The organism is Tepidimonas fonticaldi, assembly GCF_007556755.1.
Taxonomy (GTDB): domain Bacteria; phylum Pseudomonadota; class Gammaproteobacteria; order Burkholderiales; family Burkholderiaceae_C; genus Tepidimonas; species Tepidimonas fonticaldi.
Genome location: NZ_VJOO01000022.1, coordinates 26,205 through 47,104 on the forward strand (window position 1 = coordinate 26,205; position 20,900 = coordinate 47,104).

General features: G+C 71.5%; 18 protein-coding genes. 9 read left to right on the top strand and 9 right to left on the bottom strand.

Annotation, left to right across the window (positions count from 1 at the left end):
* Positions 1–13 precede the first annotated feature (13 nt).
* From Tfont_RS10745 to Tfont_RS10755, 3 genes are read left to right on the top strand one after another with little or no spacing between them, the layout of a single operon-like run.
* Positions 14–889 (top strand): formate dehydrogenase accessory sulfurtransferase FdhD, encoded by an 876-nt coding sequence (locus Tfont_RS10745; RefSeq protein WP_068608699.1) that lies wholly within the window; start codon positions 14–16, stop codon positions 887–889.
* Positions 886–1,530 (top strand): uracil phosphoribosyltransferase, encoded by a 645-nt coding sequence (gene upp, locus Tfont_RS10750; RefSeq protein WP_143969433.1) that lies wholly within the window; start codon positions 886–888, stop codon positions 1,528–1,530. The genes Tfont_RS10745 and upp overlap by 4 nt, the downstream gene beginning before the upstream one ends.
* Positions 1,531–1,552: 22 nt before the next feature.
* On the top strand, positions 1,553–4,105 hold the full coding sequence (locus tag Tfont_RS10755; protein ID WP_143969435.1) for an ABC transporter permease: 2,553 nt from the start codon (positions 1,553–1,555) through the stop codon (positions 4,103–4,105).
* A gap of 15 nt (positions 4,106–4,120) precedes the next feature.
* Here the strand turns inward: Tfont_RS10755 and Tfont_RS10760 are convergent, their stop codons facing one another.
* Both Tfont_RS10760 and radC read right to left on the bottom strand, forming a co-directional pair.
* A complete protein-coding gene (locus tag Tfont_RS10760) occupies positions 4,121–4,783 on the bottom strand; it encodes a Smr/MutS family protein (protein ID WP_143969436.1) in 663 nt (220 codons plus the stop codon).
* Positions 4,784–4,832: 49 nt separating this feature from the next.
* Positions 4,833–5,504, bottom strand: coding sequence for a RadC family protein (gene radC / locus Tfont_RS10765; RefSeq protein ID WP_068608707.1), 672 nt, complete (start codon positions 5,502–5,504; stop codon positions 4,833–4,835).
* Between the two features lie 60 nt (positions 5,505–5,564).
* Here radC and Tfont_RS10770 point away from each other — a divergent pair, with 60 nt between their 5' ends.
* Both Tfont_RS10770 and ispH read left to right on the top strand, forming a co-directional pair.
* Positions 5,565–6,011 (top strand): FKBP-type peptidyl-prolyl cis-trans isomerase, encoded by a 447-nt coding sequence (locus Tfont_RS10770; RefSeq protein ID WP_068608709.1) that lies wholly within the window; start codon positions 5,565–5,567, stop codon positions 6,009–6,011.
* Complete coding sequence (gene ispH, locus Tfont_RS10775) at positions 6,011–6,952, top strand: 4-hydroxy-3-methylbut-2-enyl diphosphate reductase (RefSeq protein WP_143969437.1); 942 nt, start codon at positions 6,011–6,013, stop codon at positions 6,950–6,952. Before Tfont_RS10770 ends, ispH begins: the two co-directional genes overlap by 1 nt.
* Before the next feature lie 13 nt (positions 6,953–6,965).
* Here the strand turns inward: ispH and Tfont_RS10780 are convergent, their stop codons facing one another.
* From Tfont_RS10780 to Tfont_RS10790, 3 genes are read right to left on the bottom strand one after another with little or no spacing between them, the layout of a single operon-like run.
* Positions 6,966–10,211, bottom strand: coding sequence for an error-prone DNA polymerase (locus tag Tfont_RS10780; protein ID WP_143969439.1), 3,246 nt, complete (start codon positions 10,209–10,211; stop codon positions 6,966–6,968).
* On the bottom strand, positions 10,208–11,539 hold the full coding sequence (locus tag Tfont_RS10785; RefSeq protein WP_143969441.1) for a DNA polymerase Y subunit UmuC family protein: 1,332 nt from the start codon (positions 11,537–11,539) through the stop codon (positions 10,208–10,210). Before Tfont_RS10785 ends, Tfont_RS10780 begins: the two co-directional genes overlap by 4 nt.
* Complete coding sequence (locus tag Tfont_RS10790; RefSeq protein WP_143969442.1) at positions 11,481–12,224, bottom strand: hypothetical protein; 744 nt, start codon at positions 12,222–12,224, stop codon at positions 11,481–11,483. The genes Tfont_RS10785 and Tfont_RS10790 overlap by 59 nt, the downstream gene beginning before the upstream one ends.
* A gap of 269 nt (positions 12,225–12,493) precedes the next feature.
* On the opposite strand from Tfont_RS10790, the gene Tfont_RS10795 reads away from it, so the two are divergent.
* Entirely contained in the window at positions 12,494–13,723 is a 1,230-nt protein-coding gene (locus tag Tfont_RS10795) for a DesA family fatty acid desaturase (RefSeq protein ID WP_143969444.1), read from the top strand.
* Between the two features lie 105 nt (positions 13,724–13,828).
* Here Tfont_RS10795 and rpmG read toward each other — a convergent pair whose 3' ends face one another.
* The 3 genes from rpmG to trxB form a co-directional block, all read right to left on the bottom strand.
* The gene (gene rpmG / locus Tfont_RS10800; RefSeq protein WP_068608721.1) at positions 13,829–13,999 is read right to left on the bottom strand and encodes a 50S ribosomal protein L33; all 171 of its coding nucleotides are present in this window, start codon (positions 13,997–13,999) and stop codon (positions 13,829–13,831) included.
* Positions 14,000–14,019: 20 nt separating this feature from the next.
* On the bottom strand, positions 14,020–14,253 hold the full coding sequence (gene rpmB, locus Tfont_RS10805; RefSeq protein WP_043698877.1) for a 50S ribosomal protein L28: 234 nt from the start codon (positions 14,251–14,253) through the stop codon (positions 14,020–14,022).
* Between the two features lie 227 nt (positions 14,254–14,480).
* Complete coding sequence (trxB, locus tag Tfont_RS10810; protein WP_143969446.1) at positions 14,481–15,431, bottom strand: thioredoxin-disulfide reductase; 951 nt, start codon at positions 15,429–15,431, stop codon at positions 14,481–14,483.
* 86 nt (positions 15,432–15,517) lie between these two features.
* Here trxB and Tfont_RS10815 point away from each other — a divergent pair, with 86 nt between their 5' ends.
* Positions 15,518–17,962, top strand: a complete 2,445-nt coding sequence (locus Tfont_RS10815; RefSeq protein ID WP_143969447.1) for a DNA translocase FtsK — start codon at positions 15,518–15,520, stop codon at positions 17,960–17,962.
* A 73-nt stretch (positions 17,963–18,035) separates the two neighbouring features.
* On the top strand, positions 18,036–18,692 hold the full coding sequence (gene lolA, locus Tfont_RS10820; protein ID WP_143969448.1) for an outer membrane lipoprotein chaperone LolA: 657 nt from the start codon (positions 18,036–18,038) through the stop codon (positions 18,690–18,692).
* Positions 18,693–18,740: 48 nt separating this feature from the next.
* Here lolA and Tfont_RS10825 read toward each other — a convergent pair whose 3' ends face one another.
* The gene (locus Tfont_RS10825; RefSeq protein WP_143969450.1) at positions 18,741–19,352 is read right to left on the bottom strand and encodes a LysE family translocator; all 612 of its coding nucleotides are present in this window, start codon (positions 19,350–19,352) and stop codon (positions 18,741–18,743) included.
* A gap of 79 nt (positions 19,353–19,431) precedes the next feature.
* Between Tfont_RS10825 and Tfont_RS10830 the strand changes: the two genes are divergently transcribed.
* Positions 19,432–20,763 (top strand): replication-associated recombination protein A, encoded by a 1,332-nt coding sequence (locus tag Tfont_RS10830; RefSeq protein WP_143969451.1) that lies wholly within the window; start codon positions 19,432–19,434, stop codon positions 20,761–20,763.
* The last annotated feature ends 137 nt before the right edge of the window (positions 20,764–20,900 follow it).

The following is a 20,900-nucleotide window of genomic DNA, read 5'->3' on the forward strand; positions in this document are numbered from 1 at the left end:
CGCCCACTGCCCCATGTGGTTGTCCGAGCCGTCCTCGTTCGGCGCGCCGCTGTCGGCTGCGCCGTGCCCCCCGCGCCTGTCGGCGGCCGCCGCCCCGCTGACGCGCGCGGTGGAGGTGGTCGATGAATTCGGCCAGCGCCGCACGATCCACATCCCGGCCGAGCGCGACCTCACCGTCTACGTCGACAAGCGCGAACTCGTCACGCTGATGACGCTGGGTGCGTACCCGGAATGGCTGGTGCTGGGCTATCTGCGCAACCAGCGGCTGATCGAGTCGCCGGCGCAGGTGGAGTCGATCACCGTCGATTGGGACGTCGGCGCCGCCGCGGTGCGCACGCGCGCCGGGTTGCCGCAACTGGAGGCGCGCACCGCGCAGCGCATTGTCACCACCGGCTGCGGGCAGGGCAGCGTCTTCGCCAGCGTCATGGAGGCGGCCAACGCCATCCAGCTCGACCCCGACGCCCGGCTGCGCCAGTCGCAGCTCTACGCCATCCTGCGCGCGGTGCGCGAGCAGGACTCGGTCTACAAGCGCGCCGGCTCGGTACACGGCTGCGCGCTGTTCCGGGGCGAGGAGCTGCTGATCTTCGTCGAGGACGTCGGCCGCCACAACGCGGTGGACACCATCGCCGGCTGGACCTGGCTGCAGGGCGGCGCGCTGCTGCGCGGCGACGACAAGGTCTTCTACACCACCGGGCGCCTGACCAGTGAGATGATCCTGAAGGCCGCGCAGATGGGCGTGCCCATCGTCGTGTCGCGCAGCGGCATCACGCAAATGGGGCTGGAGGTGGCCGAGCGGCTGGGCCTGTGCGCCATCGGCCGCGCCACCCACACGCGCTTCCTGTGCTACACCCACCCTGAGCGGCTGGTGTGGGATACTCCGCTGCCATGAGTGAAGCCGCCGAACGTCGAGTCCACGTCATCGATCACCCGCTGGTGCAGCACAAGCTGACACTGATGCGGTGCAAAGACACCAGCACCAAGACCTTTCGCCAGCTCATCCACGAACTCAGCGCCCTGCTGGCCTACGAGGTCACGCGCGACATCCCCACCCACGAGGTGACCATCGAAACCCCGCTGGAGTCCACCACCGGCCGCATGATCGACGGCAAGAAGACCGTGCTGGCCTCGATCCTGCGCGCCGGCAACGGCTTTCTGGACGGCATGCTGGAGGTGCTGCCCAGCGCCCGCGTCGGCCACATCGGCCTGTACCGCGACCCGGCCACGCTCAAGCCGGTGGAGTATTACTTCAAGATGCCCTCCGGCATGGAGGAGCGCGACGTCATCGTGCTCGACCCGATGCTGGCCACCGGCAACTCGGCGGTGGCGGCGGTGGACCTGCTCAAGCGCCTGACGCCGCGTTCCATCCGCTTCGTCTGCCTGGTGGCGTGCCCGGAAGGCATCGCCAACTTCCACGCCCACCACCCGGACGTGCCGATCTACACCCCGGCGGTGGACCGCGGCCTGAACGAGCACGGCTACATCGTGCCGGGCCTGGGCGACGCCGGCGACCGCATCTTCGGAACCAAGTGAGGCGTCGCTCGGTCGTACCCGCGTGACGACCCCGACCGACCGCTCCCGCGCCGCCCCATCCGCCTGGACCCTGGGCTGGCGCGCCCTGTGGCGCGACTGGCGCGCCGGCGAGCTGACCGTGCTCGTGCTGGCGATCGCGTTGGCGGTGGCGGCACTGACGGCCGTGGCCTTCTTTGCCGACCGCCTGCAGGCCGGCCTGCAGCGCGACGCGCGCCAACTGCTCGGGGGCGACGTGGTGCTGCGCAGCGACCACCCCGTGCCGCCCGAATACGAAGCCCAGGCCCGGGCCTTGGGGCTGGCGGTCACGCGGCATCTGACCTTCCCGACCATGGCCCGCGCCGACGATGCGGACGGTGGCGAGGCGCGGCTGGTCTCGCTCAAGGCCGTGGCGGCGGGCTACCCGCTGCGCGGCGAACTGCGCACCACGACCGATCCGGAGGACGTGGTCGGACAGGCCGGCCCCGGCACGCCGCCGGCGGGCGAGGCCTGGGTGGATGCCGCCTTGCTGGAGGTGCTGAATCTGCGCCTGGGGCAGCCCTTGTGGCTGGGCGACCGGCCGTTTCGCCTGACCCGCATCGTGGCGCTGGAGCCGGACCGGGGCGCGGGTTTTCTGTCGTTTGCGCCGCGTGTGCTGATTGCCGAGTCCGATCTGGCGGCCACCGGCCTGGTGCAGCCGGCCAGCCGCATCCAGTACCGGCTGGTCGTGGCCGGCGACGCTGCGGCGGTGCGCCGGTTCGAGGCATGGGCCAAGGCCCGTTTGGCGGACACCGGCGAGCGCGGCACCCAGATCGAGAGCTTCGAGTCCGGCCGGCCGGAATTGCAGCAGACCCTGCAGCGGGCCGAGCAATTTTTGAGTCTGGTGGCGCTGCTGGCCGCGCTGCTGGCCGCCGTGGCGGTGGCCGTGGCGGCGCGCCAGTATGCGCTGCGCCATCTGGACGATTGTGCGCTGCTGCGCGTGCTGGGTTTGGCGCAGGCGACGATGGCCCGCGCCTATGCCGTCGCGTTCGGGCTGGCCGGGCTGGCGGCGGCCGCGGTCGGCACGGCCGTCGGGTTTGGCGTGCACTTCGTGTTCGTGTGGTGGCTGTCCGGGTTGATGCAGACCCAGTTGCCGGCGGCGGGGTGGGCCCCGGTGGGACTGGGGCTGGGCGTGGGGCTGGTTTTGATGGCCACCTTTGGGTTGCCGCCGGTCCTGCAACTGGCGCGGGTGCCCCCGCTGCGGGTCATCCGGCGCGACGTGGGCGGCCTGCAGCCGGCCACGCTGGCGGTGTTTGGCGGCGGGGCGCTGGGCTTTGCCGCCCTGTTGCTGGCCGCCAGCCGGGACCTGACGCTGGGGGTCATCGCCGTCGGGGGCTTTGCGGCGGCGGTGGGGATTTTTGCCGCCGTCGCCTGGGGGGCGCTGGGCGCCTTGCGCCTGCTGGTGCGCGAAACCCATGCCCCCCGCTGGCTGGTGCTGGCCACGCGCCAGATCACGGCCCGCCCGGCCTACGCCGTCGTGCAGGTGGCCAGCCTGGCCGTGGGGCTGCTCGCGCTGGTGCTGCTGGTGCTGCTGCGCACCGACCTGATCGACAGTTGGCGCCAAGCCACGCCGCCGGATGCGCCCAATCGCTTCGTCATCAACATCCAGCCCGACCAGGCCGAGCCCTTCCGCGCCCATTTGCAGGCGCAGGGCGTGGACCGCTACGACTGGTACCCCATGGTGCGCGGTCGCCTCGTGGCCATCAACGGCCAGCCCGTGCGGCCGGAACAATTCAACGGCGACCGCGCGCAGCGGCTGGTCGAGCGCGAGTTCAACCTGTCCTACAGCCGCGAGTTGCCGGCGCACAACCCGCTTGCCGCCGGGCGCTGGCAGCCCGACGAAGCGGGGGCCATCAGCATCGAAACCGGTCTGGCCGAGACGCTGGGCCTGCGCCTGGGCGATCGCATGACGTTCGACATCGCGGGCGTGCCGCACGAGGCGCGCATCACCAGCCTGCGCAAAGTGGACTGGGCCTCGATGCATGTGAATTTCTTTGCGCTGTTTCCCGTGCAGTCCATGCCGGCGGAGGTGCCCTACACCTACATCGCCGCGTTTCGCGCGCCGGCCCAGGCCGGGTTCGACCGGCTGCTGTTGCAGCGCTTTCCCAACGTGACCAATGTGGACACCAGCGCCGCCGTCGCCCAGGTGCAGCGTGTGCTGGGGCAGGTGATCCGTGCGGTGGAGTTTTTGTTCGGATTCAGCCTGGCGGCCGGGGTGGTGGTGTTGCTGGCGACGGTGGGGGCCACGCGGGCCGAGCGCGAGCGCGACTACGCCGTGCTGCGTGCGCTGGGGGCCCAGTCCGGTCTGCTGCGCCGGGTGCAGCGCACCGAGCTGCTCGGTGTCGGCGCGCTGGCGGGGGCGCTGGCTTCGGCGGTGGCGGTGGCCGTCGGCTGGGCGCTGGCGCGCTTCGTGTTCGATTTCGACTGGAGCGTCTCCGGCTGGGTGCCGCTGGCCGGGACGGGGGTGGGTGCCGGGCTGGCGCTGCTGGCGGGCTGGTGGACCCTGCGCGGGGTGTTGCGCACGCCCGTGGTGCAGACGCTGCGCCGCGCCGCGCAGTGACCGCCACCCTGCCGCTCAGGCCCGGCCATGGCTGGCCGTGCGCAGCAGCACCACCAGAGCGCCCGCCCCGCCGTCCGCCGGCCGGGCCTGCACAAAGGCCAGCACCTCGCTTTTTTGCACCAACCAGCTGTGTACCCGGCCCTTGAGGACAGGCGTCTTGCCCGGCGAGCCCAGGCCCTTGCCATGCACCACGCGCACACAGCGCAGGCCGTGCTTGTGCGCCTCGCGGATGAAGGCCGCCAGCCGCTCCCGCGCCTCGTCCGTGCGCAGGCCGTGCAGGTCCAGCTCGGCCTGGATGGCCCAGTGGCCCTGCCGCAGGCGGCGGGCCACGTCGGGGCCGATGCCAGGGCGGCGAAAGCTCAGGTGCTCGTCGGTGTGCAGCAGGGTTTCGACGTCGAATTCGTCGCTCAGGGCGGCTTGCATCACCGCACGTTCGTCGGCCTGACGCTGGTGCGGCACCGGCCTCGGGCGCGGCCGTTGCGGCTCGATGCGGCCGTGCGGCGCCAGCCGCTGCACGGGGCCGACGGCGCGCTCGAACAGCAGCCGGTCGCGCTGCGCGCGCTCCTCGGCCTCGCGCCGGGCGGCTTCGGCGGCGGCCCGCGCCGCGGCGGCCTGCGCGGCGCGCTGGGCCATCGCCTTCTGAATTTGCCTCAGGTCGGCCAGCGTTCGCACTTTCATGGCAGCGCCGATTGTCCCGCAAGTCCCGCCAGCGCCGCCGGCGCGCCGTTCAGATCAGCCCGCGCTCGGCCATCGAGGTGCAGCCCGCGCGCGTGACGATGAAATGATCCAGCACCCGGATGTCCAGCAAACCCAGCGCGGCCTTCAGGTTGCGGGTCAGCGCCTCGTCGGCGCGCGAGGGCTCGGCCACGCCGCTGGGGTGGTTGTGGGCCAGGATGATGGCGGCCGCGCCGTGGTGCAGGGCGCGCAAGGCCACCTCGCGCGGATAGACGCTGGTCTGGTCGAGTGTGCCGCGAAACAGCTCCTCCAGCGCGATCAGGCGGTGCTGGCTGTCCAAAAACAGCACGGCAAACACCTCGTGCGCCCGGTCGGCCATGTGCAGCCGCAGCACATCCATCACCGCCGCCGGTGCGTCCAGCACCGGGCGCTCGCGCAGCCGCTCGCTCAAGGCGCGCCGCACCATCTCGGTCACGGCCAGCAGCTCGGCCCGCTTGGCCGGCCCCAGCCCTTTGACGCTGGCCAGTTGCGCCGGCGTCGCCTGCAGCAAGCCGCTTAGGCCGCCCCAGCGGTCCAGCAGCGCCTGGGCAAAGTGCAGCACGGGCTGACCGGCCAGGCCCGTGCGCAGCAGCAGCGCCAACAGTTCCGCATCGGCCAGGGCCTGCGGGCCGCGCGCCAGCAGTTTCTCGCGCGGACGGGCCTCGGGGGGCAATTCACGCACCATGGTTTCCTCCCTGTTTTCTACAATGCGCATTTTCGCGCGCCGCCGTGCGGCCTGACCACCATGCCCGTCGTCCAACCCGGTTCCTTCCTGACCCTGCACTATCGCCTGTCCGGGCCGGACGGCACCGCCTTCATCGACACGTTCGCGGCCCAGCCGGCCACGCTGTCGCTCGGCGCGGGGGAGTTGTCGCCGGCGCTGGAGCAGCGTCTGCTCGGCTTGGCGGAGGGCACCCACACCGTGATCGACCTGCCGGCCGGCGAGGCCTTTGGCGAGCGCCAGCCCGACATGCAGCAGTGGGTGGCGCGCAAGCTGCTCGACGCGCTGGGCGATCCGCACGAGCGCTACGCCCCGGGGGACGTGGTGCAGTTCCCCACCCCCGACGGGCGGGGCAGCTACGCCGGCCTCGTGCGCGAGGTGCGCGACGACGGGGCCGTGTTGTTCGACTTCAACCATCCCCTGGCGGGCCAGCCAGTGCGGTTCGAGGTCCACATCATCGGGGTGCTGTGATGAGCGCCGCCGTCCAGGAGGTGCTGCTGGCCGAGCCGCGCGGCTTTTGCGCGGGGGTGGACCGGGCAATCGAGATCGTCGAGCGCGCGCTGGCCAAGTTTGGCGCGCCCGTCTATGTGCGCCACGAGATCGTGCACAACCGCCACGTCGTCGACGATCTGCGCCAGCGCGGCGCGGTGTTCATCGAGGACTTGGCCGATGTGCCGCCCGGGGCGGTGTTGGTCTTCAGCGCCCACGGCGTCAGCCGCGCCGTGCAGGCCGAGGCCGAGCGCCGGGGCTTTCAGATCTTCGACGCCACCTGTCCGCTGGTCACCAAGGTCCATGTGGAAGTGGCCAAGCTGCGCCGCGAGGGCTACGAGTTCATCCTGATCGGCCATGCGGGCCATCCGGAGGTCGAGGGCACCATGGGCCAGCTCGACGGCGGCATCCACCTCGTCGAGACGGTGGCCGATGTGGCCCGGGTGCAGCCCGCGCAGACCGAGCGCATCGCCGTCGTCACCCAGACGACGCTCAGCGTGGACGATACGGCGGAGATCTTGGCGGCGGTGCGCGCGCGCTTCCCCGCGCTGCGCGAGCCCAAGCAGCAAGACATCTGCTATGCCACGCAAAACCGGCAGGATGCCGTCAAGGCGCTGGCGCGGCAGGTGGATGCCGTCATCGTGGTGGGCAGCCCCACCAGCTCCAACACCAACCGCCTGCGCGAGCTGGCCGAGCGCCTGGGCGTGCCCACCTACATGGTCGACGACGCGTCGGAGCTGCGCGACGAGTGGTTTGCCCGGGCCCCCCGCGTGGGGGTGACGGCCGGTGCGTCCGCCCCGGAAGCGCTGGTGCAAGGCGTGGTGCAGCGCCTCAAATCGTTGGGCGCCACCGCCGTGCGCCGCCTGGACGGGCCGGTGGAGACCATGCGCTTTCCGCTGCCCAAGGGGTTGAAAGCCGATTGACGCCGCCCCGCGGTCAGTGAAAGTCGCGGCTGGCCACCGCCAGCTCGCCCAGCCAGGGGCTGAGGTCTTGCACATGCCCGGCGATCAGGTGGCAGACCGCATGCTCGCCGTCGCCCTGGCGTTGCCATTGGCCCCGGATGGCCAGCAGCCGCCCCTGCAGCAGCGCCTGCCGAAAGCGTGTTTGCACGCGGCGCCAGACGATCACCGGCACCGTGCCGGTTTCGTCTTCCAGTGTCAGGAACAGCACGCCCTGGGCCGTGGCGGGCTTCTGGCGGGCGGTGACCAGTCCGCAGGCCCCCAGCAGGCGGCCGTGGGGCTGGGTCCGCAGCCGCTGCGCGGGCAACCACTGCGCGGCGGGCAGCCGCGGGCGCAGCAGCGCCAGGGGATGGGCGCGCAGGCTCAGGCCGGTGCCGGCGTAGTCCTGCCAGACCTCCTCGCCCAAAGGGGCGGGGGGCGGTTGCCAGTCCGCGTCGTCCGGCCCGTTGCTCTCGTGCGCCCCGTTCATCCCCGCGGGGATCGTCGGGACGGTGGCTGCCCGCTCCAGCGCCAGCGGTGCATGCCAGCCGCTGACGGCCCACCACTGCCGGCGTCGGTGCCCGGCCAGTCCGCGCAGGGCGTCGGCCCGCGCCAGGGCCTGCAGCGCGCTGCGATCCAGGGCGGCGCGGCGTGCCAGGTCGTCCACGTCGGTCCAGGGGCATTCGCGGCGCGCGGCTACGACGCGCCGTCCGGCCGCCTCCCCGAGTCCGTGGACCAGCCGCAGCCCCAGCCGCACCGCGGGGTCCGGGGCGCCGTGGGCGGGCTCCAGCGTGCAGTCCCAGTCGCTGATCCGCACATCCACGGGGTGTACGACCACGCCGTGTCGCCGGGCGTCTTGCACCAGCTGCGCGGGCGCATAAAAGCCCATGGGCTGGGCATTGAGCAGCGCCGCCAGAAAAGCCGCGGGCTCGTGGCACTTCAGCCAGGCGCTGGCCCAGGCCAGCAGCGCAAAACTGGCGGCATGGCTTTCCGGAAAGCCGTAGGCCCCAAAGCCGCGGATCTGGCGCACGATGGCCTGGGCGAAGTCCGGCGCGTAGCCGCGCGCGGCCATGCCGTCGAGCAGGCGCCGCTCGAACCGCTCCAGCTCTCCCCGCCGCCGCCAAGCCCCCATGCTGCGGCGCAGGGCGTCGGCTTCCTCGGCGCTGAAGCCGGCGGCCAGCATGGCGATCTGCATCACCTGCTCCTGAAAAATCGGCACCCCGAGCGTGCGCTCCAGGGCGGGGCGCAGCTCCGCCCGGGGCAGGGCCAGCGGCTCGCCCCGGCGCTGGCGCTCGCGGGCAGCCAGGTAGGGGTGGACCATGCCGCCCTGGATGGGCCCGGGCCGCACGATGGCCACCTGCACCACCAGGTCATAAAAGCAGGCCGGCCGCAGGCGCGGCAGCATGCTCATCTGGGCCCGGCTCTCGATCTGGAATACGCCCACCGTGTCGGCGCGCTGGATCATGGCGAAGGTGGCGTCGTCGTGGGGCGGAATGTCGGCCAGGGTAAACGGGCGGCCGCGCCGCTGGCTGACCAGCCGCAGCGCCCCGTGCAGCGCGGTGAGCATGCCCAGGGCCAGCACGTCCACCTTGAGCAGGCCGAGCGCATCGATGTCGTCTTTGTCCCACTCGATGACGGTGCGTCCCGGCATCGCCGCCGGGACCACCGGCACGGTGTGGGTCAGCGGCTCGCGGGTCAGCACGAAGCCGCCCGTGTGCTGCGAGCGGTGCCGGGGCGCGCCCACCAGGGCCTGGGCCAGATCCAGCCAGCGCCGAACGGCCGGGTCGTCCGGGCGCAGACCGGCGGCTGCCACGGCCTCGGGGGCCAGATCCCGTGGCGCCTGATGGCGGCACTGGCGGGCCAGCGCGTCCACCGCGTCGGGGGCAAATCCCAGCGCCTTGCCCACGTCGCGCAGGGCGCTGCGGCCCTGCCAGCGGATCAGGCTGGCGGCCAGTGCGGCCCGCTCGCGGCCATATTTGGCGTACAGGTACTGGATGACCTCTTCGCGGCGCTGGTGCTCGAAGTCGACGTCGATGTCCGGCGGCTCGGCCCGCGCCCGGCTGATGAAGCGCTCGAACAGCACAGGGTGGCGCGCGGGGTCGACCTCCGTGATGCCCAGGCAGTAGCACACCGCGGAGTTGGCGGCGGAGCCCCGCCCCTGGCACAGAATGCCGCGCTCGCGCGCAAACCGCACGATGTCGTGCACGGTCAGAAAATATTTTTCGTAGGCCAGCTCGCCGATCAAGGCCAGCTCGTGCGCGATCTGGGCCTGCACGGCAGCGGGCGTCCCCTGGGGGTAGCGCTGGCGCGCGCCGGCCTCCACCAGGACGCGCAGGTGCTGCGCGGGCGAGCGGCCTTCGGGCACGATCTCTGGGGGGTATTCGTAGCGCAGCTCGTCCAGCCGGAAGGTGCAGCGCTGCGCAATCGCGCGTGTGGCCTCGATCAAACCCGGGGCAAAGCGGCGCTGCCAACGGGCGGTGGGCCACAGGTGCGCCTCGGCGTTCGCGCTGAGGGCCAATCCACACTCCGCCAGCGGGCGCTGCAGCCGGATCGCGGTCAGGGTGTCGAGCAGGGGCTGCTCGCCGGGGTGGCTCATGCGCACTTCGGGCGCGGCGACGGCGGGCACGCCGGCGCGGGCGGCGGCGGCCAGCAGCCGTCGTTGCCAGGCGGCATCCTCCAGCCGCCCCTCGGCCGTAATGCCCAGCCAGCCCCGGTCCGCCCCTCGCTCGCGCAGCCAGCCCCCCAGGGCGTGCAGGCCGGTGGCCCAGGCGGTGTCGTCGGCCGATGGCAGCGCCCAGGCCCAGGGCACGGCCATGAGCAGGCAGCCGGGCAGGTCGGGGACGTCGTCGATGTCCGTGTGCAGCGGCAGGGCCTGCGGGTCTGCGGCGACGGCGGTGTGGCGTTCCCGGCCGTTTGCCGCAGTGGCTTGGCCCTGGCGCAGCCGGCTGATCCAGGCGCTGAGCTGGCCATAGCCGGCCCGGTCCGCCGCCCAAGCCACCAGCGTGAATCCGCCGCCCGGCAGCACCGGCCAGCGCACCCGCCAGTGGCTGCCCACGAGCAGCGGCAGGCCGCATGCGCGCGCGGCTACGTGGGCCTGCACCACCCCGCCCAGGGTGTTGTCGTCGGTCAGTGCCAGCGCGGCATACCCCAGCGCGTGGGCCTGCCTGACCAAAGTTTCGGGGCTGGCGGCACCGCGCAGGAAGCTGAAGTGGCTCAGCGTGAACAGGGCGGCCGGCGCGGTCATGCGTACACCCCCGCAAGCCGCCACTCCCCCGGGCTGGTTGGGCCGGGCTGGGCGTGGCGGTGCAGCCACCAGCAGCGCCCATCTGCCGAGGTGGCCACGCCCATCTCCCATGCCACCGGGGTGTCCCACCAGCCGGTGGCGATGCGCTGCGGCCCCAGCACCCGCCGCAAGCGCTGGCCCTTCAGGCGCGGGTGCCCGTCGGGGCCGGTGTCCAGCCGCCGTGGCTGTGGCAGCCACCAGGGGGGCTCCCACAGGGTGGCCATGGCGGCCAGGGCGAGCGCAGGGGCCGCAGCCGCATGGTCGCTGCCGCGGCGTCCCTCGGTATCCAGGGGGGCTTGGAGGGCGGCGCGCCATCGCTGACGCCGTGCCGGATCCCAATGGGCGGCGCGCTGCACGGTCTGCACCCGTGCCGGGCCGAGCCGGGCCGACAGTCGTTCCAGCAGCGCCTCCCAGCTCAGGGCATCGTCGGCTGGCCGGTCCGGCAGCAGCGTGGCAGATGCCGGGCTCCACGGGACGACATGGACGGTTTCCAGCCACAGCCCGTCGACCGCGGCATCGAGGCGGGTGCGCGCCAGGGCGTCGTGGAGCTGCGAGCGCAGCAGCCGGGTGTCCCGCGTGGGCCGCCGGTGCCGGAAGTCCAGGGCCGTTGCCGCGGGGCGACCCTGCCAGCCCAGTCGCCAGTGCAACACACCGGCCTGCCGCTGCTGCAGCCAGGCCGTCAACTGGCCCAGCAGCCGCTGGCCCGCGAAGGCCAGGGCGGCGGTCTCGGCGCTGGGGGCAGGCAGCGCCAGGGTCTGGTGAAAGCGTTCCGGTGCCTGCCAGCCGGGCAGGGCGAGCGGTGCCTGACCGTACAACGCGTCCAGCGCCTGCAGCAGGCCCGGCGCGGTGCGGCGCGCCAGCCCCGCGCGCGGGCAGCGGCGCAAGTCCCCCAGTGTGCGCAGCCCCAGGGCGTCCAACACCGGTCGATGCGGCCGGGCGGGGCCCAAGTGGCTGGCGGGCAGCGCATCTAGCCGGGCCGACCAGTCCGGCCCCAGGGCGTGACCGAAGCCGCCGGCCGCGGGGGTGGCGCGGGCGACCGCCAAGGCGGCCAGGGCGGTCGGCGCGGCCCCCAGCCGCCCCCAGCCCAAGGCGGCCCCTTCGTGCCGCAGGCGCCGCAGCAGGGCTGCCCGCCCGCCAAACAGCCGCTGGCTGGCCGACAGCTCCAGCAGCCAGCCGTCCTCGTGCAGTACGGGCTGCGGGCCGTAGCGGGCCAGCCAGGGGCCTGCGGGCTCAAGGGTGGACGAGCCGTAGGCGGGCAGGCAGGCGATCCACAGGGCATTCGGTGGCATGGCGGGTGGGGTCTTCCGGCGGGGATGGGGGCAGCAACCGGCGCAGTGGCAGCGGGGCTTGCAGCCGCACGGGGTGCGCCAGCGGTGGGCCGCGTCGCTTGCGGATGTGCACCGTCAGGCCATCGGCATCGCCCGCGCCGATGTCCAGCCGGAGCGGTGCGGCCGAGGCGGGCAAGCCGTGCGCCCGGTCATGGCTGGCCAGCACCAGCGGGGCCGGCCATGCGCCGGGCCGGGTGCCGTCGCGCTGCGCGGTCGAGGCCGCCAGTTGCAGCCGGCGCACCAGCCCTGCCGTCGGCCGCAGCCAATGCACCCAGCACAGGCTGACGTCGGGGCAGCGCAGCGCCTGCTCGGCCGCCCACAGGGCGTCGGCATCGCCCGTGGGCTGCAGGCGCAGCAGCCGCTCCGGGGCCACCCCCTGGGCGGCCCAGGCGTGGGCGTTGGGCTCCAGCGGCAGGCCGATCAGCACCAGCGGGCCCTGCTGGGCGGCCGTCTGCAGCGCCGGCAGCAGCAGCCGCCAGGGCAGGGTGTCGGCATCCAGCGCGCATTCGACCACGGCACCCAGCGGCCATCCGCCGCCCGGCAGCACGGCGTCCAGCGCCGCCCACCCGGTCGTGTGGGTGGCCAGCGTGACCGGGGCCATCTGGTCGGCCCACCAGACGTCGTGGCGCAGGGGGTTCGGTGCCATACCAATACTGTACAAAAAAACAGTATCCAAGCAAACGCCGTGGGCTCGCGCGGGGGATGGCTGGCGAAGGGTGCCGAGGCGGTGCGAAGGCAAAAAGGGCGCCGGAGGTCGCCGGCAGCCGCCGAACGGTGCGGCAGCCCGCTTGGTGATGGCGGGCGCTCGCCCTACAATGCCCAGCGTGGCCGCTGGATCAGGCCGGTTGGTGTGCAACCGGGTTGGGCAGCCGGCGACGTATCGGCAAGTTTGCTGGGTTCGCGTAAAGGGATTGCATGTCTGGATTTGAGTCGGCCTGGAGTCTGTTCATCGACTTCCTGGCCCAGGGGCTGACCGCAGCCTCGTGGTGGCAGATCGTTCTGTTTACCCTGGTGCTCACGCACATCACCATCGTCAGCGTCACGCTGTTTTTGCACCGCCACCAGGCGCACCGCGCGCTGGACCTGCACCCGGCGGTGTCGCATTTCTTCCGTTTCTGGCTCTGGATGACCACCGGCATGGTCACCAAGGAGTGGGCGGCCATCCACCGCAAGCACCACGCCAAGTGCGAGCAGGAGGGCGATCCGCACAGCCCGCAGGTGTACGGCATCCGCAAGGTGTTCTGGGAGGGCGCCGAGCTCTACCGGGCCGAAGCCAAGAACCAGGAAACCCTGCGCCGCTACGGCCATGGCACGCCGGACGACTGGATCGAGCGCCACCTGTACACCCGGCACTCGCGCCTGGGCGTCAGCCTGATGCTGATCATCGACGTCGCGCTGTTCGGCGCCGCGGGGCTGGCCGTGTGGGCGGTGCAGATGGTGTGGATTCCGTTCTGGGCGGCTGGCGTCATCAACGGCATCGGCCACTACTGGGGTTACCGCAATTTCGAGGCGCCGGACGCCAGCACCAATGTCTCGCCCTGGGGCCTGATCATCGGCGGCGAAGAGCTGCACAACAACCACCACACCTTCCCCACCTCGGCCAAGTTCTCGGTCAAGCCGTACGAGTTCGACATTGGCTGGGTGTACATCCAGGCGCTGGCCAAGCTGGGGCTGGCCAAGCCCAAGAAGGTGCCGCCCAAGCTGGCGTTTGGTGACGCCAAGCCGGTGGCCGATGAGCAGACGCTGGAGGCCATCGTCGCCAACCGCTACGAGGTGATGGCCCGCTATGCGCGCCAGATGCGGGCGGCCATGCAGGCCGAATGGGACACCCTGCGGGCCAAGACGGGCGGCGACGAGTCGCTGTTGAAGCTGGCGCGTCGCTGGCTGCACCGCGACGATGACCAAGTGCCGGCCCCGGTGCGGGCCAAGCTGCAGCAGGTGCTCGGCGCCGCGCCCACCCTGGCCAAAATGCACGCCATGCGCGAGGAGCTGCGCCAACTGTGGTCCAACACCGCCCTGACGCGCGAGCAGATGGCCCGCGAGCTGCAGGCGTGGATTCATCGGGCCGAGCACAGCGGCATCCAGGCCCTGAGCGATTTTGCCCAGCGTTTGCGCGCGGCCCGTCTGGCGCCCGCAGCCGCCTGAACCGGGGGCAGCCATAAAAAAACCGCCAGCGACGCTGGCGGTTTTTTGTTGCGGTGATCGGAAAATCGCTCGAAAGACAGCCGGCCGTGCGGGCCGGCTGGCCGGTCACTTGAGCTTGGTTTCCTTGTACTCGACGTGCTTGCGCGCCACCGGGTCGAACTTCATGAACGCCAGCTTGTCCGGCGTGGTCTTTTTGTTCTTGGTGGTGGTGTAGAAGTGGCCGGTCCCCGCGGTGGATTCCAGCTTGATCTTTTCGCGTCCGCCTTTGGCAGCCATGATGGACTCCTATGTGGTGATCAGGCCTGACCGCGGGCACGCAGGTCGGCCAGGACGGCATCGATGCCGACTTTGTCGATCAGGCGCAGCGCCGCGCCAGAGACGCGCAGACGCACCCAGCGGTTTTCGCTCTCGACCCAGAAACGGCGGGTTTGCAGGTTCGGCAGAAACCGGCGCTTGGTTTTGTTGTTGGCGTGGGAGACGTTGTTCCCCACCATGGGCTTTTTGCCCGTGACTTCGCACACACGTGCCATGTTGGTCACTCCAGTCAGAACAGCCCACCCGGTCGCCCCGGGTCGGCACCTCGTCCGCGTCCTGTGTTGTGCCGCCTGCCACACGTGGAGTGCCCCATCGGGATGGTCTGGACAATACACGGCGTGTGGACGGCTCCGGCTCGCGGACGGCCAATTTGCCGCGGCCGTCTGACCGCAGCAAACCCAACATTATACCGGGTTGCCGATGCTGGAGGTTGCGCCTCGGCTCAAGCGGGCTGCTGTTCCAGGAAGCGCTGCGCATCCAGCGCCGCCATGCAGCCGGTGCCGGCGCTGGTGATGGCCTGGCGGTAGACGTGGTCCTGTACGTCGCCGGCGGCGAATACCCCCGGCACGCTGGTCATCGTCGCCATGCCGTCATGGCCGCCGCGCGTGACGATGTAGCCGTCCTTCATCTCCAGCTGGCCGGCGAAGATCTGCGTGTTGGGGCTGTGGCCGATGGCGATAAAGACGCCTTGCAGCGCCAGCTCCTCGGTGGTGCCGGACTCGACGTGGCGGATGCGCACGCCGGTCACGCCCTTGTCGTCGCCCAGCACCTCGTCGAGCACATGCCAGAGTTTCAGCTCGATCTTGCCCTCGCGCACCTTGTCCATCAGCTTGTCGACCATGATGGCTTCGGCGCGGAAGGTGTCGCGGCGGTGGATCAGCGTGACTTTGCGCGCGATGTTGGCCAGGTACAGCGCCTCCTCCACGGCGGTGTTGCCGCCGCCGACGACGCAGACGTCCTGCCCGCGGTAGAAGAAACCGTCGCAGGTGGCGCAGGCGCTCACGCCCTTGCCCATGAAGGCCTGCTCCGACGGCAGGCCCAGATACTTGGCCGAGGCGCCGGTGGCGATGATCAGCGCGTCGCAGGTGTAGGTGCCGGCGTCGCCGGTGAGCGTGAACGGGCGGCGCGACAGGTCGGCCGTGTGGATGTGGTCGAACACGATCTGCGTCGCGAAGCGCTCGGCGTGCTGCTGGAAGCGCTGCATCAGCTCCGGGCCCTGCACGCCGTGCACGTCGGCCGGCCAGTTGTCCACCTCGGTGGTGGTCATCAGCTGGCCGCCCTGGGCCAGGCCAGTGATCAGCAGCGGCTTGAGGTTGGCGCGCGCGGCATAAATGGCCGCGGTGTAGCCGGCCGGGCCGGAGCCGAGGATGAGGACGTGGGCGTGCGTGGACATGCCGACGATTGTACGGAGGTGCGGGGGTGTCGGGCGCCGCGCTCGGGTTAAGCTCGGGGTTGCCCACCCAGCTTGCCCGTTTGCCCATGAGCCGATCCGTCAATGCCCTCAACGCCGACCTGGCCACCCCGGGGAGGGGCTGGAAGCGATTCGCGCAAGAAATCGGCTTGCTCCTGGGCGCGGTGGTGCTGGCCTTTGCCTTTCTGGCCATGCTCAGCCACGATGCGGCCGATCCGGCCTGGTCCACCTCGGGCACGGGGGTGGGCTACCGCAACTGGGGCGGGCGGCTGGGGGCGTGGGTGTCGGACATCGGCTACTACCTGTTCGGCGCCTCGGTCTGGTGGCTGCTGGCTGCGGGGGCGCGCGCCTGGCTGGCGTCGCTGGCCCGCTGGTTGCGCGCCACGCCCGCACCGCCGCCCGGGCCTGCCTGGTGGCAGACGCCCGCGTGGCGCACGGCGGCGTTCGGCGTGGCCGTGGTGGGGTTGATGTGGGCCAGCTGCGTGCTCGAATGGAGCCGGCTGACCCGCTGGGACGCCTGGGTGCCCGGGCGCATCGCCGGTGGCGTCCTGGGCGAGCTGGCCGGCCCGGTCGCCTTGCGCTGGCTGGGGGACACCGGATCGGCCCTGGTGGCGCTGGGCGTGTGGACGGTGTCGGTGGCGGTGGTGTTTCGATTCTCGTGGGCGCAGGTGGCCGAGCGCATCGGCGCGGCGGTGGACCAGTGGATCGAAGCCCGGCGGGAGCGGCGCGAGGTGGACGAAGATGTGCGCATCGGCCGGCGGGCCGCGCGCGAACGCAGCCGCCAGGAGGCCGAGGCGCGCGCGGCGCATCCCCCGCACGAGCCGCACTTCGACGTGCCGCCGCTGGCGCCCGAGGCCGACGCAGGCCCGCGCGCCGAGGCACCCACGGCGGCACCGCCCGAGCGGGGGGGCACCCGCAGCGCGGCACCCAAGTCCGCCGCCCGGCTGCAGATCGAGCCCACCGTGGCCGAGGTGGAGCCCAGCGCCCGCGCCGTCAAGGAGCGCCAGCAGGCGCTGTTCGCCGACGGCGAGTCGCCGCTGCCGCGGCTGGATCTGCTCGACCCGCCGGCGCGGCAGCCGGCCACCGTGGCGCCCGAGACGCTGGAGATGACCAGCCGGCTGATCGAGAAGAAGCTGGCCGACTTCGGCGTCGAGGTGCAGGTGGTGGCTGCGCAGCCGGGCCCGGTCATCACCCGCTACGAGATCGAGCCCGCCACCGGCGTCAAGGGCTCGCAGATCGTCAATCTGGCCAAGGACCTGGCGCGCTCGCTGTCGCTGGTGTCGATCCGCGTCATCGAGACCATTCCCGGCAAGAGTCTGATGGCGCTGGAGCTGCCCAACGCGCGGCGCCAGACCATCCACCTGAGCGAAATCCTTGGCTCGCAGGTCTACCACGAGGCCCGCAGCCTGCTCACGATGGGGCTGGGCAAGGACATCGCCGGCCATCCGGTGGTGGTGGATCTGGCCCGCATGCCGCACTGTCTGGTGGCGGGCACCACCGGCTCGGGCAAGTCGGTCGGCATCAACGCCATGATCCTGAGCCTGCTCTACAAGGCCGAGCCGAAGGACGTGCGGCTGCTGCTGATCGACCCGAAGATGCTGGAGCTCAGCGTCTACGAGGGCATCCCGCACCTGATCGCGCCGGTCGTCACCGACATGAAGCAGGCCGCCAACGGCCTGAACTGGTGCGTGGCCGAGATGGAAAAGCGCTACCGCCTGATGAGCAAGCTGGGCGTGCGCAACCTGGCCGGCTACAACGCCAAGATCGACGAGGCGGCGCAGCGCGGCGAGTCGATCCCCAACCCCTTCAGCCTGACGCCGGAGGCGCCCGAGCCGCTGGCGCGCCTGCCCTACATCGTGGTGGTCATCGACGAGCTGGCCGACCTGATGATGGTGGTCGGCAAGAAGATCGAGGAGCTGATCGCGCGCTTGGCGCAAAAGGCACGCGCCGCCGGCATCCATCTGATCCTGGCCACCCAGCGGCCCAGCGTCGACGTCATCACCGGCCTCATCAAGGCCAACATCCCGACGCGCATCAGCTTCCAGGTCAGCAGCAAGATCGACAGTCGCACCATCCTCGACCAGATGGGCGCCGAGGCGCTGCTCGGCATGGGCGACATGCTCTACATGCCGGCCGGCACGGGCTTCCCGACCCGGGTGCATGGGGCTTTCGTCAGCGACGACGAGGTGCACCGCGTGGTGGCCTTCCTGAAGGAGCGCTACGGCGAGCCCGACTACGTGGAGGATGTGCTGGAGAGCACGGGCGGCGACGGCTTCGGTGGCGCCGAGAGCGGCGAAGGCGAGGGCGGCGGCGAGAAAGACCCGCTGTACGATCAGGCCGTGGCCATCGTGCTGCAGGACCGCAAGGCCAGCATCAGCTATGTGCAGCGCAAGCTCAAGATCGGCTACAACCGCGCCGCGCGCCTGCTGGAGGACATGGAAAAGGCCGGCCTCGTGAGCGCCTTGACCGCCAGCGGCCAGCGCGACATCCTGGTTGGCGGCCGCACCGAATGAGGCCGGTGTGCCGCCGCACGCCGGCCCCGGCGCAGGCACGGAACCCCGCCACCCCCATCCCTTTCCAAGCAACATGCAACGACGCTTCGCACTGCTCGCCTTGACGGGTTCCGCCCTCGGCTGGTTGCCCCTGTCCGCCCGGGCCCAAACCGAGGGCCTGCGCGAGCTGGAGACCTTTCTGTCCGGCGTGCAGCAGGGCCGCGCCGCATTCACCCAGACCGTGACCGCCCCCCTGCGCGACGGCGAGGCCGTGGCGCGCACGCGCACCAGCCGCGGCGAATTCGAGTTTTTGCGGCCGGACCGTTTTCGCTTTCGCTACACCCAGCCGTTCGAGCAAGTCATCGTGGCGGACGGACAGACGCTGTGGCTGTACGACCCGGACCTCCACCAGGTGACCGCGCGCCGGCAGGCCGATGTGCTGGCCAACACCCCGGCCGCGTTGCTGGCGGCCGCCCCCGATCTGCGTGCCGTGCGTCAGGCGTTCACCCTGTCGGCGGGCGAGTCGCGCGACGGGCTGCAATGGGTGGAAGCCGTGCCCAAGGCGCGCGACGGCCAGGTGCAGCGCATCCGCATCGGATTTCGCCAGGGCCAGCTGGAGGTGCTGGACATCCTGGACAGCTTCGGCCAGCGCTCTGTGATGCGGTTCGGCCCCCTGGACCGTTCGACCCAATTCACGGCGGCGAACTTTCGCTTCCAGCCACCCGCCGGCGCCGAGGTGCTGCGCCAGTGACGGCCGCGCCGGTCCGCATGCCCGGGCGCTGCCCGGGCCGATGCCGCCTCAGCCCCGCAGGGGCAGCGCCGCGCCGATGGCCATGAAGACGCTGCCGCAGGCCTGATTGAAGTGCCGGCCCACGCGGCGCAGCCACGGCGTCAGGCGCGAGGCCGTGCTCGCAATCAGGGTTTCGGTGATCACCTCGATGACGGCAAAGGTGCCGGCCATGATCGCGAACTGCCCCCACAGGCTGCGATGCGGGTCGATGAACTGGGGCAGAAACGCGGCAAAAAACAGCAGCCCTTTGGGGTTGGTGACGGCCGACAGCAGCCCCTGGCGGAACATCGACAGCCCCGAGCGCCGCTGCTGGCTGGGGCGTATGTCCATGCCGATCGGGGGCGCCCGCCAGACCTGGATGCCCAGGTACACCAGATACAGACCGCCCACCCACTTCATGACAGTGAGCCAGACCAGCGACGTCTGCAGCAGCGCCCCGATGCCAAACATCGACAGCGCAATCACCACGACGAAGCCCAGCGCCCCGCCAGCGATGGTGTAGAGCGTGCGCTGCCGCCCGTACAGCGCACCGTGGGTGAGGGCCAGCAGGCCATTGGGCCCGGGCGAGAGCGACAGCCCCAAGGCCGCCAGCGCGTACAGAAGCCAGGTGTCGAAAGCCATGCGGCCATCGTGCCACCGCGTGGTAAGGACGGTCAAGCCGTGGACGCGCCGCGGGGCGCACCTGGGCGACAATCGCCGCATGGCCCCGACACCCCCTGTTCCCCTGGCCGAACGGCTGCGCCCTCGCACGCTCGCGGAGGTGGTCGGCCAGGCGCATCTGCTCAGCCCCGGCATGCCGTTGCGGCTGGCGTTCGAAAGCGGCCGGCCGCACAGCTGCATCCTATGGGGCCCGCCGGGCGTGGGCAAGACGACGCTGGCGCGCCTGATGGCGCAGGCGTTCGACGCCCAGTTCATCGCCATCAGCGCGGTGCTGGGCGGCGTCAAGGACATCCGCGACGCGGTGGAGCGCGCCGAGGCCGCGCGCCACGGGCTGCATCCCCAGCCGACGCTCGTTTTCGTCGACGAGGTGCACCGCTTCAACAAGGCGCAGCAGGACGCCTTCCTGCCGCACGTGGAAAGCGGCCTGTTCACCTTCGTCGGCGCCACCACCGAGAATCCGAGCTTCGAGGTCAATGCCGCGCTGCTGTCGCGCGCCACGGTGTATGTGCTGCAGCCGCTGGCGGAAGCCGACCTGCAGGCGCTGATCGACCGCGCGCAGGAGACCGGCGAAGTCCCGGCCCTGGCCCCCGCGGCGCGGCAGCGCCTGGTGGCCTATGCCGACGGCGACGCGCGCCGGCTGCTCAACACCTTGGAGACGCTCGCCGTTACCGCCCGCGCGCAGGGCCGCGCGGAGGTGGACGAAGCCTGGCTGCTGGCGACGCTGGGCGAGCGGCTGCGCCGCTACGACAAGGGCGGCGACCAGTTCTACGACACCATCAGCGCGCTGCACAAGAGCGTGCGCGGCAGCGACCCCGATGCGGCGCTGTACTGGTTCGTGCGCATGCTGGATGGTGGCGTGGACCCGCGCTACGTCGCGCGCCGGCTGGTGCGCATGGCCACCGAGGACGTCGGGCTGGCCGACCCGCGCGCGCTGCGGCTGGCGCTGGACGCGGCCGAGACCTACGAGCGACTCGGCAGCCCGGAAGGCGAGCTGGCGCTGGCGCAGGCGGTGGTGTACCTGGCCGTGGCGCCGAAGAGCAACGCCGTCTATACCGCCTACAAGGCCGCGCGCACCTTCGTGGCGCGCGACGGCACACGCGCGGTGCCGTTGCACCTGCGCAATGCGCCCACGGCGCTGATGCGCCAGCTCGACCATGGCCGTGGCTACCGCTATGCGCACGACGAGCCGGACGCGTTCGCCGCGGGCGAGCGCTACTTCCCCGACGGCATGGCCGAGCCGCGCTTTTACGAGCCGGTGCCGCGCGGGCTGGAGCTGCGCATCGGCGAAAAGCTCGCCGAGCTGCGCCGGCGCAACGCGGAGGCGCGCGCGGCAGCAGCGGCGGGCGTGCCGCCGGTCGGCGGGTCGCATTAAATCATCTAATTGTCGTGTCCCGGATGATTGGTTAATTGGTTCACGCCGTGGTTTACTCTTGGCCCGAGAGGTCATGCTGGAGCTGAAACGATGCATCTGAGGCTGCACAAGAACGCCACCACGACACCCAGGATCCG